The sequence below is a fragment of the Dasania marina DSM 21967 genome (assembly GCF_000373485.1).
Taxonomy (GTDB): domain Bacteria; phylum Pseudomonadota; class Gammaproteobacteria; order Pseudomonadales; family Dasaniaceae; genus Dasania; species Dasania marina.
The window spans coordinates 436,672-454,449 of the sequence record NZ_KB891575.1 but is presented as its reverse complement, the minus strand read 5'-3'; the positions used below and the strand labels follow the sequence as shown (position 1 = coordinate 454,449).

Here is a 17,778-nt window from a genome sequence, read left to right as displayed (position 1 = left end):
TGCATATCCCTAAGTCTTAGTCGTTGTAAGCGTATGGGTTATTTATCACCAAATACACGATCGTATTGCAAAAAATTTGGGTATATTTTGTGCAATCAGTAATATATTAACCATACTAATAGGTGAGCCCTTGAGTTAGGCGGGTGCAGAGCAATAATACGCGGGGGGCGTATGCTTACACAGTTAGATGAAAATGGTTGCATCAGTGAGATGGCCATAGTCGATATGTTTACACGGTTAATTTTTGACGCCGATACCGAATTGGATGAGTCCGGCCAGTTATTGCTGGATATTGTGCAGCATAGGGAACCTTCATTGGAGCACGCTAGCCGCAGGGATATTAGCGAATATCTACGTGCGATGGACGTACATGAGATGATAGTTGTGGTTGCCCAAGTGAAGGAGACATTCGAGCAGCAGCGCTTGATACTGCTAGCACAACATTATCTTCATTCCCCGCTACTACGGCACTAACTATTCAGCTCGCCAACCACCTCCAAGACTATTATCTACAAGCATCGCTAACGTGGTGCTTGCGAATTTTTTCATGGTCGGTATTATTTCGTGATCATAATTTTTACCATCGCTATAAAAACGTATAATAACGAGGTGGCGCGAGAGTTTTCTAAGCCTAACTTGATGATTTATAAGGCTTAAATATTTCACTTAGCACCTGCCGATACTAAGATAGGGTTACCAATGTCAGAAACATACAGTGTTGTTCTTACCGGGAAATTGCTGAACAGCGAGTCTTTGGACGACGTTAAGTCTAAGGTTGGGGCGGCTTTTAAATTGAGTGCAGCGCAGCTGGATAAATTATTTGGCGGTAAGCCGGTGGCCTTAAAGCGTGGCCTGGATAAAAAACAGGCGGTGCGTCTAAGTACCCGCCTACAGCAGCTGGGCGCCCATGCGGTCATTAAAGCCAACGCTGCCAAGGCTGAACCCGTCGCAGAGCCTGTCACAGAGTCTGCCCCGGCTAAGCCGGTATTTACCGACATCGTAGCCACTATGGATGAGCCTGCGTCAGCAGCGCCTGTAGCCGTGGCCGAGCCTGTTGCAGAACCCGAGCCGGAGTTAGCACCGGCGCCTGAGGTTACGGAAGAGTCTCAACCAGCGCCTGTCGCAAAGGTCGCCGCCGCCAAGCCTGACGGTGACAGCATTAGTTGCCCGCGCTGTGGCCATGAGCAAGCCTTCACCACCACCTGCGGCCATTGCAAAATGGATTTGAATTTACACATCAAGCGCTTAGAGCGCCGCGCCAAGATAGTAGCCAATCGTGGCTAAGTCTTGATTGTATAGTGCATAAAAAAACGGCCGTGTAATAACGGCCGTTTTTTTATGGGAGCAGCATGGGTTTTAGCTGGCGCTAGGCTCAGCGTCGGCCTTGTTGACTAAGGCAAACTGTATGCTGCGCTGCTTCACGTCTAGCTGGGCGATGGTTATGGTCACCGCTTGGTCCAACTCTATCACCACATCTTTACTGCTTAAGCGTAGGCGCAGAGGGTCAAAGCTGTATTTCTCTTTCAGCTTGCGGGTATCGACTACACCTTCTACGCCATTGTTTTGCAAGCGCACGGTAAAGCCATTGCTGTTAATTTGGCAGACGGTGCCGGCCAATTCTTGGCCTTTAAAGGCTTGCAAGTATTGGCACTTAAGCCACTGCTCCATTTGCCAGCGCGCCTGCCTGGCTCTATCTAAGCTATCTTGCAGAGCGACTAAGTCCTGCTCTTTTACCGTGTGGGTTTTACCCGCTAGTTTGGCTTTGATAATTCTGTGCACCAGCAGATCGCTGTATTTGCGTATCGGTGAGGTGAACGTGGTGTAGCGCTCCATGCCCATGCCAAAGTGCGGGGTGGGCGCGGTGTAAAGGCGGCCGCGCTCTAGCATGCGGCTTAAGACACTGCGCACGGGGAAGTCTAGCTTGTCGTCTTCTATGCTGTGGCTGAGCTGGCGATAACCGGCGACGCTTTCTAGGTCTATATCGCTAAGGCCCAGTTGCTCGTCTATTAATTTTCTCACGCCTTCTAAGCGCTCGGGCCTAAAGCCTACGTGGCCGTGAAACAGGCCTTGTTGATCCATAAAGTTAGCGGCGCAGCTGTTGGCGGCCACCATGCACTCTTCGACTAATAAGTGGGCGCTAGTTTTTACCCCGGGCTCTATGCTGTCTATTTTGCCCTGCTCGTTAAGGCGTATGCGAAACTCGGGTCTGCCGCTGCCGACTATGTTGGCTAGTTGGCGTTGGGCCAACAGGGCACTACTGGCTTGCTGTAGCAAGGTGAGTAGCTCGGCTTGGGGGTGTTCGCTGCTTTGGCCATCGAGATGATTAGCGACTTCGTAATAGCTGAGCTTGGCCTTGGAGCAGATGGTCGCTTCAAGTAGCTGGTAATCGCTGATGATACCTTCGCTGCTTATATCCATACGGCAAATTAAGGCGGCGCGGTTTTGTTCGGGGTGTAGTGAGCAATGCTCTACTGACAGTTGTTCGGGCAGCATGGTAATCGTGTGGCCGGGCATATAGATCGAGCTGGCGCGGCGCTGGGCTTCTTTGTCTACCGCTGAGTTTTCGCTAATAAAGGCGTCGGGATCGGCGATGGCGACGCTAAGCTGCCAGCCTTGCTCGGTGGCTTCTATAAAGAGCGCGTCATCCATATCCTGGGTACTGGGTGCGTCTATGGTGACAAAATTAAGCGCGCTGAAATCTTGGCGCTGGCTTAGGTCTACCGCTTTGATGTCATCCTGCCAGTTGTCGGGCAGTACTTGCTCTAACTGAAACTTGTAGCGGCTGTATTCCGCTTCTATGCCGGGGCTGGCATCGTTGCCTATCACTGTGAGTACTTTGGCCTGTGGCTTAGCATCGGGATAGGCGTGGCGGCTGATGTTGCAGTGTATATAGTCGCCGTTTTGAGCTTTGTTGCGAGCCGCAGGGGGGATAAATATCCAGCGTTTAAAGCGCGGTAAGTCGGGCTCGACAAAATGGCCTTTGCCTTTAACCACATAGCGGCCAGTAAATGTTTTGAGCGGGGTGCTAATCACCTTCATTAGCTCACCGCTAACCTTGCCCTCAGTATTGCTATGTATTTGAATTTTGACCTTGTCGCCGGGGAATACTTTATCCATTTCATCGGGGGCAAGAAAAATTTCGCGCTCATCCTCCAGCACCACAAAGCCAAATCGACGTTCGGTCCCTTTGACTATACCGGTGCCGTATTCTTTGGAATCTTCAATTTGTTTTTTGAGATCTTTGAGCTGCGAAAGTGAGTTTACATCAAACATAAGGTAGCCGGGCGCACAAAGGGTGCTAATCAGGGTGGAATAAGGCGTAGAGCGGTATTGATCAGGCCTTATATAACCGCCAAATTAAAACCGCATAGCCTAGCGGAAAGCGCGGGCTTTGTAACCCAAACCCTGCAATTAAATCGCCTACTCGTCGCTAGCCGTGTCGTTGTTTGCAGTGGCCTGTTTGTCTTTTTGTATAAAGCGGCCAAAAAACAAACCCAGCTCAAATAATAGCCACATAGGTACGGCGAGTAGCGCCTGTGAAATTACGTCGGGAGGAGTTAAAAACATGCCGGCGATAAAGCAGCCGACGACGACGTAAGGACGTTTTTCAGCCAGCGAATCGGGCTCGGCTATGCCAGCCCAAATCAACATCATAGTGGCTACGGGGATCTCAAAGGCAATGCCAAAGGCAAAAAATAGTTTTAGGGCGATATCTAAAAAGCGGGCGATGTCGGGGGTGTAGGCTACGCCCTCTGGCCCTACGGCGCTGAAAAAGCCAAACACCAGTGGAAACACCACATAGTAAGCAAAGGCTAGGCCGGCATAGAACAAGACTACGCTGGAGATAAATAGGGGGATGGCTATACGCTTTTCATGTTTATACATACCCGGTGCAATAAAGCCCCAAGCCTGAAATAGTACAAAGGGCATAGCGATGACCAATGAGGCGACTAAGGTCAGTTTAAACGGCGTTAAAAACGGCGAGGCGACATCGGTGGCTATCATGGTAGTGCCTGCGGGTAATAGCGAGCGCAGGGGTTCAGACACAAAGGCGTAGATGTCATTGGCAAAGGCAAACAGGCAGATAAACACCAACAGTATGGCCAGTACGCTGCGCAATAGGCGATCTCGTAATTCGGTGAGGTGGTCTATCAGCGATTGGCTGGCATCTTTAAGATCGCTCATGGCGTTTCTGGCTTGTTGTCGGCGGGGCTGGGTTGGCTTGCCTTATGAGTACCTGCGTCATCTTCATCTTGGTCGGGGGCGCGAGTCGGATTGGCGGGCTCAGGAGGGTTGTCGACGGCGGCTTGCAGTGCCTCTTTAGCAGCTTTGGCTTGTTGCGCGGCGCGGCTAAATTCGGGCGGGGTGGCATCTGAGGCCGGGTCTATGGCTTTGGCCAGCTCTTGTAAGTCGCCTTTGATGTTGAGCGCATCGACCCCGTCTTTTAGCTGCTGCTTACTTTTCTCTATGCTTTTGAGCACGCCCTCATTGTGTAGCTGCATGCGTATATCATCGGCATTGATACCCACTTCGTTTTCTATTTCAGCCTTCATTTCCGAAAAACTACGGCGCAGCTTGGCCAGCCATAGGCTACCGGTGCGTATCGCTCCCGGCAGCCGTTCTGGCCCCATAATAAGCAGGGCCAAAACCGAAACCATGAGTATCTCTTGAAAACCAATGTCAAACATAGGGTATCTACAGGCTGGGAAAGCTGACGCTAAGCCGCTAGGGGCTTAGCTTTTGTTGGTGTCGGGCTTATCGCTGTCGGCTTTTTCGTCGGCTAAGGTTTTATCCTCGGCCTCTTCCGGTTCTTCAGACTGCATGGACTTTTTAAAGCCCTTGATAGCGCCGCCTAAGTCGCCGCCTAGGTTTTTAAGTCGCTTGGTGCCAAATAACATGATTACGATGACCAAGATAATTAGTAATTGCCAAATTCCTATTCCGCCTAAACCCATAACTTACTCCACTACATTGCGATTATTCATTATTGTTGTCGGTTGGCTTTCTCTTCTAAGCCCGATAGGTCGAAGCGCTTGGCCAATTCATCTAGTACGGCCTGAGGGCTTTCACCTAGGTGCGAAAGCATAACCAAGCTATGAAACCACAAATCGGCAGTTTCATAAATCAGATTCTGGTTATCACCACTGTTTTTTGCATCTTTAGCGGCGATAACGACTTCTATAGCCTCTTCACCGACCTTTTCTAAGATTTTATTCAGCCCTTTGTGGTGCAGGCTAGCTACATAAGAGTCCTCTGGCGAGGCATTTCTGCGTTGTTCTAATACGGTGCCCAGGGCTTTAAGGGTGTCACTCATAACATGCTCGGTTCAATTATTGGTAGATATCACTGGGGTCTTTGATCACAGCGTCGACAGTTTGCCACTCGCCGTCTACTAACTTGCGGTAAAAACAGCTGCGCCTACCGGTATGACAGGCTATGCCTCCCACTTGTTCAATCTGTAGTATCAGCACGTCTTCGTCACAATCTAAGCGTATTTCGTGTATATGTTGCACATGGCCGGACTCTTCGCCTTTGCGCCACAGCTTTTGCCGTGAGCGCGACCAGTATACGGCGCGGTTTTCAGCCACGCTTAGGGCCAGCGCCTCGCGGTTCATCCAGGCCACCATCAGCACATCTTTGCTTTGGTGGTCTTGGGCGATGACGGGGATAAGGCCGTCGCTATTCCAGCGTAGCTCATCGAGGAAGTCGTTGTTTAGGCTCATGGTGCTTCTATTGCTGTGTATAAGGTCGCCATTATGGCATAGATGTTTTAGTGCCGCAGCCAAAGTAGGGCGCCGACAAATAATAGTAGCCAGCTGCTGGGCGGCATGGTTTGCATAGCCTGGCTTAAACTTGGGCTGGCGATGACGGCCGCAGCCGCCAGCAGGATTAAGGCGGCATTGCCCAAACGTTTATTGCGGCGTTGTTGCTTGAGTTGCTGCTGCAGGGCGTTGAGTTGTTGGCCTTGCTGCTGGCATAGCTGAGTGAGTTGTTGGCTTTGCTCTAAACCGCTGAGCAGCGCTTGCGGTACCTTGGGTAGCTGCTCGATTAAGTCGGGCCAGTCTTGGCGCAGGCGCTTAAACAATCCGGTAGGTGAGTAGCGATCTTTTAGCCACTGCTCTAAAAAGGGTTTGGCGGTGGCCCATAAATCCAGCTCTGGATATAACTCACGGCCTAGGCCTTCGATGTTGAGCATGGTTTTTTGCAGCAGGACTAACGAGGGCTGCACCTCCATATCAAAGCGGCGTGCGGTGCGAAATAAATTGAGCAGCACTTGGCCGAAAGAGATTTCGCCCAGAGGCTTTTCAAATATAGGTTCGCAGACGCTGCGTATGGCGGCTTCAAAATCATTGACCCGCGTCTCCGGAGGCACCCAGCCACACTCTACGTGCAGCTTGGCAACAGCGCGATAATCACGCTGAAAAATTGCCAGTAAGTTACGCGCTAAATAATACTGATCAAAATCATTAAGGCTGCCGATTATGGCGCAGTCTATGCCTATGTATTCAGGCTGGTCGGGGTGATTGCGGGAGACAAAAACATTGCCGGGGTGCATGTCGGCGTGAAAAAAACTGTCGCGAAACACCTGGGTAAAAAATATTTCTACACCGCGTTCGGCCAATAATTTAAAGTTAGTATTTTGTGCTTTTAACGCGGCGACATCGGTAACCGGTATGCCGTCTATGCGCTCCATGGTTAAAATATTATTGCGGGTGTAATCCCAATACACTTCCGGTACATAGAGCTTGCCGCTGTTTAAAAAATTGCGCCGCAGCTGTGAAGTGTTGGCCGCTTCCCTTTGTAAATCCAGTTCATCAAAAATGGTGTGTTGATAATCTTCTACCACTTCTATGGGGCGCAGGCGTCGACCGTCGGCCGAGTATTTGTGTATGAGTTTAGCTAGGCCGTGCATGAGCCTAGTGTCTTGTTGTATGACTTTGTCTATGCCGGGGCGCACGACTTTGACCACCACTTGCTCGCCGCTGTGTAGGACGGCGCTGTGTACTTGCGCAATAGAGGCCGAAGCCAAAGGGGAATCGTCAAACTGGGCAAACAGTTCGCTTACGGTTTGGCCTAAGCCCTGCTCTATAATAGTTTTGGCTTGCTGCTCGGAAAAAGGAGGTACTTGATCCTGTAGTTTGGCTAGCTCGTCTATTAAATCATCAGCCAATAAGTCGCGGCGAGTAGATAGCATTTGGCCAAACTTAATAAATATGGGGCCCAGCTCTATTAAGGCTAAGCGCAGGCGTTCGCCACGGCTTTGCGTAGGGGCAGGTAACAAACGCAGGGGCAGCAAGGGTATGCGTATGGCTGCAGGTATGGCGTCGTGCTTAAAGAAAGTATCTAGGCGATAGCGTAAGGCGATGCTAGCGATTTTACCTATGCGTTGTATGCGTGACACGGCTAGCCCTGTGTTTTTTGTTGGATGAGTTTGTTGATGCGTGCGGCCAGTCTTTCGGTGCGCAATTGTAGGTTTTCTACTTCACTATAAAATTGTTCTACCTGCCAACGCGGCGGCAATAAATCACTTTCTTCTTTGATATATTCTTCGCTTTGTCGTTTAAAACTTTTCAAGGCTTGGCTGGCAAAGCTAAAGCCTTTGCGCAAGTTATTGGCGAGCATATGGCCGGCCACATCACCAAATACATTGACGATAGGGGCTTCCCAATCCAGCTCTAACTGCTGGCCAATTTTTTGTAGGGTGATTAAGGCGTTGCTGTCGCCGTGTAGTTCTAGCTTGCCATTAATAAGTGCGTTGGCGGGATCACTGGCGGTGGCTAGTTGAAAAAAATCGCTGGCACTGCCGCTTAGCTTGGTGTCGGCCTCGCCTTCGTAAATGCCACATAGGCGCAGCTCTTTATCACCGGGTATGCAATAAAAACTTAGCTCAGGAGAGGTAAGTTGTAATTGAAAAACGTGGCCGTGCAACTGGCTGAGTTTTGCCTGGGTGGCGGGGTCTAGGGTTAAGGCTTGATTGATGGCTGCCTCTAAACCGGCCAGCCCTGCGGTGTGCAAGGTGGGGCTAATCATTAGGGCTTAATGCCTTTGTGTAGGGCGACGACACCACCGGTCATGTTGTGAAACTCGCAGCGGGCAAAGCCAGCGTGTTCCATCATGTTTTTTAAGGTTTCTTGGTCGGGATGCATACGTATGCTTTCGGCTAGGTAGCGATAGCTTTCGGCATCGTTGGTAATCAGCTTGCCCATGACCGGCAATAAATTAAACGAGTAGGCATCGTAGGCTTTGCTGAGTAATTCGTTTTGCGGTTTAGAAAATTCTAATACTAACAAGCGGCCGCCGGGTTTTAGCACTCGTAACATAGAGCGCAGGGCTTTGTCTTTGTCGGTGACATTACGCAGGCCAAAGGCGATGGTAATGCAGTCAAAAGTGTTGTCTGGGAAGGGCAGTGCTTCGGCGTTGGCCTGGGCGTATTCTATGTTGCCCACTATGCCTCGGTCGGTTAATTTGTCGCGGCCTACTCGCAGCATGGATTCGTTAATATCGGCTAATACCACACGGCCTTCGGGGCCGACTAGTTTACTGAACTTTGCCGCTAGGTCACCGGTGCCACCCGCTATATCCAAAACCTGATGGCCGGCGCGTACGCCCGATAGCTCTATGGTGAAGCGCTTCCAGATACGGTGTACGCCGGCTGACATGAGGTCATTCATAAGGTCGTATTTGGCGGCCACAGAATGAAATACGCCGGCGACTAAGCCTTGTTTTTCATCGCTGTTAACGGTTTTGTAGCCAAAGTGGGTGGTGTTTTGATCCGACATGGTTAGCCCTATAATTTTGATGCGGGCTATTGTAGCGGTTCTTTACTAAAAAAACAGAGTAAAAACGCTGGCGTTGTTGCGGGCTTAGCCGTTGATTCTAAGCAGGTGGGTGTCAATTTTGGTGACGATGGTGCGGGCTATATCGTCAATTTGAAAGCCGGAGAGATGGGCTAACAACGTGGTATCGACTCTATGCAGGTGTAATAACGGTGCGCGGTTGGGGAGTTGGCGCAAATCCTGATTCATAATCACCGGTAGAAAAGGAGATTTTCCTGCGGTGGCTTTGCGGGCCAGTGCTATGCCTTTGTCTAGCTCCATGGTGTTGTACTTACCGGTTTTGCGGCTGCGCTGTAATAGGTATAACTCCTCGCTGCCACCTATGGCTTTGCCGGGCACGATAAACAAACCGGTGCCTTTGATGCAGCTGGCGGGTACGGACTGAAAGGTGTCATGCCAGGCATAGGGGTCGGGCAATATAATGAGGTTTTCGGCGTTGTTAATAGCTTGAATCTTGTAGTTAGCGTATAGCTGAGAGACGGCGCTGGAGAATACACAGAGTGAACTTTCAAAACGGTTGAGAAAGTTTATGGCTTGGTTTTTATGGGTGATGCGGTTGAGATCCCAGACTAAATCAGGGTTGTCGGGAGTGGATGCGTCCATAGGCTGTCAATAAATCCTGTTGTTTAGGCCGATTCGTTATTATTAGGTTTTAGTATAGTGCCGGGTTGCTGGATAGTCAGCTGTAATTTTTTATAGCTTTATCTCTTTGCGTAGCTGCGCTAAACGTTCGCGTTTTTGCTCGCTGCTTAGCGGTTTGGCCTTGTCATTGGGTAGGGCCAAATATTCGGGGGGGGCGAGAGTTTCGCCCTTTTTAATGCGTTCGCACAGGGCTTCGTAGTGGCGCTTAAAGACCGGCAGTGTTTTTGCTTCTATGTTGGAGCTAAGAAAAAACCAGTCTGAGGCTTTGCCCGCCCAATACACCGCTGGGTGTGACCAGGAATATTCGGTTTTGGGTGACGGTGCCTGGCAAGCTTCTATATAGGCTTGATACGTATCGGGTAGGCCTAGTTCACCAGTGCTCACCTCACAGTATTTGATGAGGGTATGTATGGTAGGCAGGTATTCCGACTCGCGGGTGGCCTTGCGGCAGGCCAGCAGTATGCGGTCAGGGGCAAAACCTTTTAAATAATCAAACCATAACTTTTTGGCGTAGCCTAGTTTGTCAGCTGAGGAGAAGGCCTTGAGGTATTGGTTGTGATAGGTGAGCTCAAGCTCGGCAAATAATTGATTGATGGCATTGGTTAAGGCCTGCTTTTGCTCGGCATTTAACGGGGCTTGTTGCTGCGCCTTGTTATAGGCGGAGGGCTTACCTTGGCTAATGTTTGCGCCTACTTGTTCGATTAGCTTGTTATTATGCATAGCGTTGCCTTGATGATTTACAGCCCATCACTCCAGCTGGTGTCGGTGTGCTGCTTAACAAAATCTTTATTGCTGGCGTCTTTAAAGCTGTTTTTGTTTTGATAGACATTCCAGCCTTGGTTAATCCACTTTTTAAATTGTTGATCCCAATTGGGGTGGCTTTTGCCGTGGTAGTGGCTGGTGAAGCTAATAAGCTGGGCGTTGATGTAGTCTAAGTTGGGGCAGACCATGGCGGTGATGTATTCCAGCATATTGGCACTGGGCTGCCAGTCATCGCTCATGATATTGCTGCTCTCGACCACGGCATTTGGGGTATAGGGCTGTAAGGCTTGTTTGGCTGGCGCAGCTGTTGTGGCCTTGGCTGCGGGAACCTGCAAGCGTTGTTTGGCATAGTCCAGAAACAGTTGATCCCAGTCGCCGTGCTGATTGCGCAACTCTTGTTGTTGGCAATAGAGAATAAATTCGCGCCTAAAGTCCGTTTTGACCGTGTATTCCTGCATGCCCATAGCGCTGATAGCCGACACAACTCTGGCGCTGGGCTGCCAGTTATAGTTGATCATAAGATTGCCCGAGGACAAAAAGTCATCAAAGTTGGTGTGGTATCTAGGCCTTTTATTGCTCATAACTGGCTGGGGTAACTATGGGTTGCTTAACGGGTTGTTATTGTACGGTGACTCTTGCATTGTCACCAGTCCTTTTACGCTGATAGCATAGCCGCTATTCGCTGCCGCCTTGTTTTGTAAGGCGAATGTTTTTAAAACTATTTTTTAGACCATCGTTTTTAAGAGATTAGCTCATGGCAAAAAGAAAAACCGCCTATGTCTGCAATGATTGCGGTTCCGACTACGGCAAGTGGCAGGGCCAGTGTAACGACTGCGGTGCTTGGAATACGCTCAGTGAGATTACTCTGGCGGCGGCTGGGCCCTCCAATGATACGCGCTTACAGGGCTACGCTGGATCTGCCGGTGGCAAGGTGCAAACCCTCAGTGAGATAGACCTGCAGAGCATGCCTAGAGTGAGTAGTGGCATGGAAGAATTCGACCGCGTGCTGGGCGGCGGCCTAGTGCATGGCTCGGCAGTGCTATTGGGAGGGCATCCCGGCGCCGGTAAAAGTACTTTATTGCTACAAGTCCTCTGCCATTTGGCGAAGACGCAGGAGGTTTTGTATGTGACCGGCGAGGAGTCCTTGCAACAGGTGGCCATGCGGGCCGCCCGGCTGGGCCTGCCCACCGATAAGCTCAAGCTGCTGACAGAAACGAATATCGATCAAATTTGCGCTCAAGCTCAACAGCACAAACCTAAGGTGCTGGTGATTGATTCCATACAGGTTGTGCATATGGAAGGTGTTAGCTCGGCGCCGGGCAGTGTCTCGCAGGTGCGTGAATGTGCCGCCTTGCTGACGCGATTTGCCAAAGCGACCGGTACTATTTTGTTATTGGTAGGCCATGTCACCAAAGATGGCAGCTTGGCGGGGCCCAAAGTGTTAGAGCATATGATCGACTGTTCGATTTTATTGGAGGGCTCGGAGGATAGCCGCTTTAGAACCCTGCGCGGGCAAAAAAATCGCTTTGGCGCGGTTAACGAGTTGGGTGTGTTTGCTATGACGGAGCAAGGCTTGAAAGAGGTGAAAAACCCTTCGGCCATCTTTTTATCGCGTGGTGATGAGGTGTCATCTGGCAGCTTGGTGATGGTGGTGTGGGAAGGTACCCGGCCACTGTTAGTAGAGATTCAGGCGTTGGTGGACGACTCTTCGCTGGGTAACCCTCGCCGAGTAGCGGTGGGGCTGGAGCAAAATCGCTTAGCCATGCTGTTGGCGGTATTGCATAGGCACGGCGGTCTGCATGTGGGCGATCAGGACGTATTTGTTAACGTGGTGGGCGGGGTTAAGGTGCTGGAGACCAGCGCCGACTTGGCTTTGTTGCTGGCCATCGTGTCCAGTTTTAGAGATCAGCCGCTGCCCGAGGATTTAGTGGTATTTGGTGAGGTGGGTTTATCCGGTGAAATCCGCCCAGTACCCAGCGGCCAAGAGCGTATTATAGAGGCGGCCAAACACGGTTTTCGTCGCGCCATTGTGCCCAAGGCCAATATGCCCCGCCAGCCCATAGCGGGCATGACGGTGGTAGGGGTGAGTAAGTTGGCCGAGGCTTTGGAGGCTATTTAAGGCTGGCAGCACGGTGTTAAAAAATATCTTCGCGTTGCTCTTCATTTAACAGGTTACTGGGGCTAGGGCTGGCTTGATTACTTCGTTTGGGGGCGTTCTCTGCCCGAAAGTATTCGAAAATCGCATTGCTCTGGCCGGGCTGCGCCAGTAGGCCAGTGTCGGGGTCTATCTTCACGGTGATAATGCCTTCCGGCTGCACGGGATTGACCTCTGGTCGGCCCTGCAAGGCCAGCGACATAAAGTCTAGCCATATAGGTAACGCGGCCGAGCCGCCATATTCGCGTCTACCCAGCAGCGCATTGTTATCAAAGCCTACCCAAGCGGTGGTTGCTACGCCGCCGCCATAACCAGAAAACCAAGCGTCGGTTGGGCCGTTGGTGGTGCCGGTTTTACCTGCCAAGTCACTGCGACGTAGGACCTGGGCCTTTCTACCCGTACCTTTTTTAACTACATCACGCATCATGCTGTCGATTAAATAAGCTACCCGCGGTTCTATAATTCGTTCGGCTGCTGGGGGTGGTGCGTCCTGCTGCAGAATGTCTTCTAGGGTGGCCATTTCTTCTGTGGTTGGCGCAGTTTTGTTGTTTTCACATTGTGGGCACACGGTGGGAGGATTGGCTTTATAGAGTATGCTGCCGTCCAGTGCTTCTATGCGGTCTACCAAATAAGGGATGACTTTATAGCCGCCATTGGCAATAACGGAGTAGGCGCTCACTATGGACAAGGGCGTTACCGAATGGCTGCCTAGCGCTAAAGAAAGGTCTTTAGGCAGCTGTTCAGTATCGAAGCCAAAGCGGCTGATATAGTCTATGGTGTGGTTGATGCCCAAGCTGCGCAGCAGTCTAATAGACACCAGATTACGAGATTGGTATAGCGCTTTACGCAAGCGAGTGGGGCCTAAAAATTTACCGCTGGAGTTGGTTGGGCGCCAAGTGTTTTCTTGGCCGGCATCCTCAAACACGATAGGGGCGTCGTTGATCAGGCTGGCGGGGCTATAGCCTTTATCTAAAGCCGCAGTATAAATAAAAGGTTTGAAATTAGAGCCAGGTTGGCGCGCCGCTTGGGTAACGCGGTTGAATTTGCTTTGCTGAAAGTCAAAACCGCCCACTAAGCTGAGTATGGCGCCGTTGCTGCTATCTAAGGAAATTAGCGCGGCCTGCGCTGCGGGTAACTGGCTGAGCTGCCATAGGCTGTGGCTGTCTTTCTTGAGGCGTATAAGGTCACCAATGCTAATGAAGTCCTGTGGCGACTGATAGGGCGCGCTGCGGCTGTTAATGGTGATAAAGCTGCGGGTTTGCGCCAACTCAGGTTGCCATTCTACAGTGACGGTTTCGCCGTTATTGAGCAGTGCATCAAAGGTGCTGTCGGTGACATTGATTACCACTGCCGGAATTAGGCCGCCCAGGGTGGCGGTGTTACTCAGTACTTTTTGCCACAGGCTGAGGCTGTCTTCACCGTCTTTGGGGCTTAGTTGTTGTTCGGGGCCGCGATAGCCGTGGCGTTGATCGTAGGCTAGCAAGCCGTCAACGACAGCATGTTGGGCCTTATTTTGTAGCGGTGCTTTTATCGTGGTGTAAACGGTATAGCCATCGGTATAGGCGTTTCGGCCATAGCGTTTTAACATTTCTTGGTGGGCTAGTTCGGCGGCGTAGGCGGCACTGACATCGACTTGAGTGCCGTGAGTGGTGGCGCTAACGGGTTTGGCTACAGCTATTTGGTAATCCTGATTATTGATATAACCCAGCTCTAGCATGCGTCCTAATATCCAGTTGCGGCGTATGATGGCTCTGCTAGGGTTGGCGATGGGGTTTAGTGTGGAGGGGCCTTTGGGCAGTCCGGCCAGCATGGCGAATTGATCTAGCGCCAAGTCTTTGATGGTTTTGCCATAATAGACTTGGGCGGCGGCCTCTATGCCGTAGGCTCTTTTGCCTAGAAATATTTTATTGAGGTAGAGTTCTAGGATTTCCTCTTTACTTAACTCCTGCTCTATTTGTAAGGCGAGGAATATTTCATTAAATTTGCGAGAAAAGGTGCGCTCGTGGCTTAGGAAATAGTTTTTTGCCACCTGCATGGTAATGGTGCTGCCGCCGGTTTGTATGGAGCCAGTCATCAATAATTGTGAAGCAGCTCTGAGTAAACCTTTGATATCTACGCCATGATGGTCGTAGAATCGGTCGTCTTCCGCCGCCAGAACAGCGCTAATAAGTAGCGGCGGGACATCTTCAAAATCAACCGGCGTACGGCGTTTTTCACCAAATTCGGCAATTAGCGACTTATCTTGGGTGTATATACGCAAGGGAGTTTGCAGCTGCATGTCGCGCAAAGCCTCTACCGGTGGCAGGTTTGGGCTGAGATAGAGAAAGGCGCTGGCGATGACTAGGGTGGCGCCAGCAAAGCCGGCGAGGCCCAGCCACAGGGTGATTCTGGCAAATTTGGTGATTTGAGACATACTTTTCCAGTTGGTTTTGAAGCAAAAGAGACACTTTACATGAAAGATATTATCTAAAGTGTGAAATTATAAGCGTTTTTTTTATAGATATATATTTGCGTAATTGTTAATCGTGATATTTAATGTAATCTATAAAAGTTCGCTGGTAAGTTACGGATGCAAATAGGAAAAATGCTGTGCTAAGCGGTTTATTCGGAAATAAAAAGAAAACTCCGGTACTGGGAATGGACATTAGCTCCAGTTCTGTGAAGCTATTGGAACTCAGTAAAAGTGGCAATAGCTACAAGGTTGAGAGCTATGCGGTGTCTTCGCTGCCTCCAAACTCGGTGGTGGAAAAGAACATTGTTGAGCTGGAGTCGGTAGCTGAGGCGGTGGCCAAGGTGCATAAGTCCAGCCAAACCAAGCTCAAAACGGTGGCTGTAGCTGTGGCCGGCTCGGCGGTAATCACCAAGCATATCGATATGCCTGCTGATCTCAACGACGATGCCATGGAGTCGCAAATTACATTAGAGGCCGATCAATATATCCCCTACCCCCTTGATGAGGTAGCGATAGATTTTGAGGTGCAAGGCCCTTCGGAGCGTAATCCTGAGCAGGTTGAAGTGTTATTGGCTGCCTGCAGGCGTGAGAACGTGGATTTAAGAGCTGATGCGTTGGAGATGGCCGAGCTAACGGCCAAGGTGGTTGATGTAGAAGCCTACGCCATAGAGCGTGCTTACGTACTGATCGCGCCGCAAATCGATATAGAAGAAGATGGCGCTGTCGCCATCGTCGATATAGGGTCTACCATGACTACCCTTAGTGTGTTGGTAGGGGGCGAGACGGTGTATACCCGGGAACAATTATTTGGCGGTAGGCAGTTAACCGAAGAAATACAGCGTCGCTATGGCCTGTCGGTAGAAGAAGCAGGTTTGGCCAAGAAGCAGGGCGGTTTACCCGATGATTACGAGCCTGAAGTATTGGATCCGTTTAGGGAGGCTGTGGTGCAGCAGGTAACGCGTTCTTTACAGTTTTTCTTTTCCTCCAGCCAATACAACGATGTCGACCATATCGTGCTGGCGGGTGGTGTTGCTTCTATGAGTGGCCTTGCTGAATTAGTGCAAAATAAATTAGGCACTACTACTAGCGTGGCTAACCCCTTTGCCAATATGGCTTTAACTCCCTCGGTAGACGCAATGGCTTTAAGTAATGATGCCCCCTCATTGATGATTGCCTGCGGCTTGGCGATGAGGAGTTTTGACTAATGGCTAATATCAACTTACTACCTTGGCGCGACGAGCGTCGCCAAGAATTACAAAAAGAGTTTATCGCGGTGCTGATCGTGGTCGCAGTTTTTGCGGGCCTATTAGTCTGGTTGGCTGATAGTCAGGTGCGTAGCGAAATTGAAAGCCAAACGGCGAGAAATGCGTACCTACAACAAAATATCAACGATTTGAATAATCAGGTTACAGAAATACGTGAGCTGGAAAAAAAGAAACAAGAGCTATTGGATAGAATGAAGGTTATTCAGGAGCTGCAAGGTAATAGGCCGATTATAGTGCGGCTTTTCGATGAGATGGTAAGAACCTTACCCGATGGCGTGTTCTTTAAAAGCCTGGCTAGAAAAGGCTCGGTGATTTCCCTAGAAGGAAATGCTGAATCTAATAACCGTATTTCCAGCTTGATGAGAAAACTGGAAGGATCTGATTGGTTTGCTGCTCCCAATCTATCGGCGGTAACCGCCAGTCCAGAGTTTGGCGAGCAAGCTAGCTCATTTAAATTATCATTTAATATCAGCATGCCTTCAGCTATAGAAGGGGGTGGTGGCAAATGATCTTACAGGATGCATTAAAAGAATTAGAAGGCTTTGATATCAATGATCTCGATTTCGAGAACATGGGATCTTGGCCCATTATTGTTAAAGTGGTGGTGTGGGTCGTTATTTTTTCTGCGGTGATTGCTCTGGGTTATACCCAAGACATCTCTGATCTGCAGGGTGAGCAGGTCAGGACAGCGCAAAAAGAAACCGAACTACGAGCCGAGTTTAGCCGCAAGGCTGGGCAGGCAACCAATCTAGATGCTTACCGCAGGCAAATGCTGGAGATGGAAGAGTCTTTTGGTGCATTGGTTAGTCAGCTGCCCAGTGACACCGAGGTGCCTGGCTTATTGGAAGATATTACCAATAAAGGCAGAGATAACGGCTTGGAAATAAAATCTATTAAATTAGAAACTGAGCGAGCGCTGGAGTTTTATGTTGAACTGCCTATTTCTATATCAGTGGAGGGTACTTACCACGATATAGGTTCCTTTGTCAGTGGCATTGCTGGTTTACCTCGTATAGTGACTTTGCATGACTTTGGATTAAAGGATCTGGGCTCTGGTCGCCTAGAGATGAATATCACTGCGAAAACTTATCGCTATAAAGAAATAGACGAGGGTTAGCAGCGATGATAAAACAAATAATGATGCCAGCAAAAAAAATAACACTTTGTGCTTGTGCCTTGGCCTTGGTGGCTTGCAGTAATTCAGATTTTAGCGATCTCGATGAGTTTATGGCGGCTGAAAAAGCCAAGCCACAAAGCCCGATAAAACCGATTCCGCCATTTAAAACGTATAAAGCTTTTACCTATAGTGCAACTGGCTTGCGCAGCCCTTTTGAAAAACCGGTAGAGGTGCGTGAGATTACTCGTTTGCAGGCCAGCAGCAATGTCAAGCCTGATGAAAACAGAACCAAAGAATACTTAGAGAAATTTGGAATCGATGCTTTGACGATGGTGGGTACCTTGGAACAGGCCGGTACCTTATGGGCGTTGATACAAGATAAAGACGGCGGTGTGAATCGCGTTAAGATAGGAAATTATATGGGGCGCAATCATGGTCGAGTTGTGGAAGCAGCTGAAAACTATGTTGCGGTTATTGAAATAGTGCCGAATGGCGTGGATGGTTGGATCGAACGTCCCAGAACCATTAAGCTACAAGTGAAAGAATAA

General features: G+C 49.9%; 20 protein-coding genes. 7 read left to right on the top strand and 13 right to left on the bottom strand.

Going from position 1 to position 17,778, the window contains the following annotated elements; genetic code table 11:
* Positions 1-171 precede the first annotated feature (171 nt).
* Entirely contained in the window at positions 172-474 is a 303-nt protein-coding gene (locus tag B067_RS0102030) for a hypothetical protein (protein ID WP_019528382.1), read from the top strand.
* A gap of 225 nt (positions 475-699) precedes the next feature.
* Positions 700-1,284 carry a hypothetical protein gene (locus B067_RS0102025; RefSeq protein ID WP_019528381.1) on the top strand — a complete coding sequence of 195 codons (585 nt, stop codon included), beginning with the start codon at positions 700-702 and terminating at the stop codon, positions 1,282-1,284.
* 72 nt (positions 1,285-1,356) lie between these two features.
* Here the strand turns inward: B067_RS0102025 and B067_RS0102020 are convergent, their stop codons facing one another.
* The 12 genes from B067_RS0102020 to B067_RS0101965 form a co-directional block, all read right to left on the bottom strand.
* Positions 1,357-3,273, bottom strand: a complete 1,917-nt coding sequence (locus B067_RS0102020; protein WP_019528380.1) for a VacB/RNase II family 3'-5' exoribonuclease — start codon at positions 3,271-3,273, stop codon at positions 1,357-1,359.
* Between the two features lie 147 nt (positions 3,274-3,420).
* On the bottom strand, positions 3,421-4,185 hold the full coding sequence (gene tatC / locus B067_RS0102015; protein ID WP_019528379.1) for a twin-arginine translocase subunit TatC: 765 nt from the start codon (positions 4,183-4,185) through the stop codon (positions 3,421-3,423).
* Positions 4,182-4,688 (bottom strand): Sec-independent protein translocase protein TatB, encoded by a 507-nt coding sequence (gene tatB, locus B067_RS19430; RefSeq protein ID WP_019528378.1) that lies wholly within the window; start codon positions 4,686-4,688, stop codon positions 4,182-4,184. Before tatB ends, tatC begins: the two co-directional genes overlap by 4 nt.
* A 45-nt stretch (positions 4,689-4,733) precedes the next feature.
* Positions 4,734-4,955 (bottom strand): twin-arginine translocase TatA/TatE family subunit, encoded by a 222-nt coding sequence (gene tatA, locus B067_RS0102005; protein ID WP_019528377.1) that lies wholly within the window; start codon positions 4,953-4,955, stop codon positions 4,734-4,736.
* 29 nt (positions 4,956-4,984) lie between these two features.
* Positions 4,985-5,314, bottom strand: coding sequence for a phosphoribosyl-ATP diphosphatase (locus tag B067_RS0102000; protein WP_019528376.1), 330 nt, complete (start codon positions 5,312-5,314; stop codon positions 4,985-4,987).
* A 16-nt stretch (positions 5,315-5,330) separates the two neighbouring features.
* Positions 5,331-5,723, bottom strand: coding sequence for a phosphoribosyl-AMP cyclohydrolase (hisI, locus tag B067_RS0101995; RefSeq protein WP_019528375.1), 393 nt, complete (start codon positions 5,721-5,723; stop codon positions 5,331-5,333).
* Between the two features lie 47 nt (positions 5,724-5,770).
* Positions 5,771-7,402, bottom strand: coding sequence for a ubiquinone biosynthesis regulatory protein kinase UbiB (gene ubiB / locus B067_RS0101990; protein ID WP_019528374.1), 1,632 nt, complete (start codon positions 7,400-7,402; stop codon positions 5,771-5,773).
* Positions 7,403-7,404: 2 nt separating this feature from the next.
* Positions 7,405-8,031, bottom strand: coding sequence for a ubiquinone biosynthesis accessory factor UbiJ (locus tag B067_RS0101985; RefSeq protein WP_019528373.1), 627 nt, complete (start codon positions 8,029-8,031; stop codon positions 7,405-7,407).
* Positions 8,031-8,780: a bifunctional demethylmenaquinone methyltransferase/2-methoxy-6-polyprenyl-1,4-benzoquinol methylase UbiE gene (gene ubiE / locus B067_RS0101980; protein ID WP_019528372.1), complete on the bottom strand. Its 750-nt coding sequence runs from the start codon at positions 8,778-8,780 to the stop codon at positions 8,031-8,033. The genes B067_RS0101985 and ubiE overlap by 1 nt, the downstream gene beginning before the upstream one ends.
* 84 nt (positions 8,781-8,864) lie before the next feature.
* The gene (locus B067_RS19425) at positions 8,865-9,440 is read right to left on the bottom strand and encodes a hypothetical protein (protein ID WP_019528371.1); all 576 of its coding nucleotides are present in this window, start codon (positions 9,438-9,440) and stop codon (positions 8,865-8,867) included.
* A gap of 90 nt (positions 9,441-9,530) precedes the next feature.
* Positions 9,531-10,199, bottom strand: a complete 669-nt coding sequence (locus B067_RS0101970) for a replication protein P (RefSeq protein ID WP_019528370.1) — start codon at positions 10,197-10,199, stop codon at positions 9,531-9,533.
* Positions 10,200-10,216: 17 nt separating this feature from the next.
* Positions 10,217-10,759 carry a DnaT-like ssDNA-binding domain-containing protein gene (locus B067_RS0101965; protein WP_156820724.1) on the bottom strand — a complete coding sequence of 181 codons (543 nt, stop codon included), beginning with the start codon at positions 10,757-10,759 and terminating at the stop codon, positions 10,217-10,219.
* A 236-nt stretch (positions 10,760-10,995) separates the two neighbouring features.
* Between B067_RS0101965 and radA the strand changes: the two genes are divergently transcribed.
* Positions 10,996-12,360 carry a DNA repair protein RadA gene (radA, locus tag B067_RS0101960; RefSeq protein WP_019528368.1) on the top strand — a complete coding sequence of 455 codons (1,365 nt, stop codon included), beginning with the start codon at positions 10,996-10,998 and terminating at the stop codon, positions 12,358-12,360.
* Positions 12,361-12,376: 16 nt separating this feature from the next.
* Here the strand turns inward: radA and B067_RS0101955 are convergent, their stop codons facing one another.
* Positions 12,377-14,809 (bottom strand): penicillin-binding protein 1A, encoded by a 2,433-nt coding sequence (locus B067_RS0101955; RefSeq protein WP_019528367.1) that lies wholly within the window; start codon positions 14,807-14,809, stop codon positions 12,377-12,379.
* Positions 14,810-14,985: 176 nt separating this feature from the next.
* Between B067_RS0101955 and B067_RS0101950 the strand changes: the two genes are divergently transcribed.
* From B067_RS0101950 to B067_RS0101935, 4 genes are read left to right on the top strand one after another with little or no spacing between them, the layout of a single operon-like run.
* Positions 14,986-16,053 carry a pilus assembly protein PilM gene (locus tag B067_RS0101950; protein ID WP_026244347.1) on the top strand — a complete coding sequence of 356 codons (1,068 nt, stop codon included), beginning with the start codon at positions 14,986-14,988 and terminating at the stop codon, positions 16,051-16,053.
* Positions 16,053-16,622: a PilN domain-containing protein gene (locus B067_RS0101945; RefSeq protein ID WP_019528365.1), complete on the top strand. Its 570-nt coding sequence runs from the start codon at positions 16,053-16,055 to the stop codon at positions 16,620-16,622. The genes B067_RS0101950 and B067_RS0101945 overlap by 1 nt, the downstream gene beginning before the upstream one ends.
* Complete coding sequence (locus B067_RS0101940; protein ID WP_019528364.1) at positions 16,619-17,230, top strand: type IV pilus inner membrane component PilO; 612 nt, start codon at positions 16,619-16,621, stop codon at positions 17,228-17,230. The genes B067_RS0101945 and B067_RS0101940 overlap by 4 nt, the downstream gene beginning before the upstream one ends.
* 5 nt (positions 17,231-17,235) lie before the next feature.
* A complete protein-coding gene (locus B067_RS0101935) occupies positions 17,236-17,778 on the top strand; it encodes a pilus assembly protein PilP (protein ID WP_019528363.1) in 543 nt (180 codons plus the stop codon).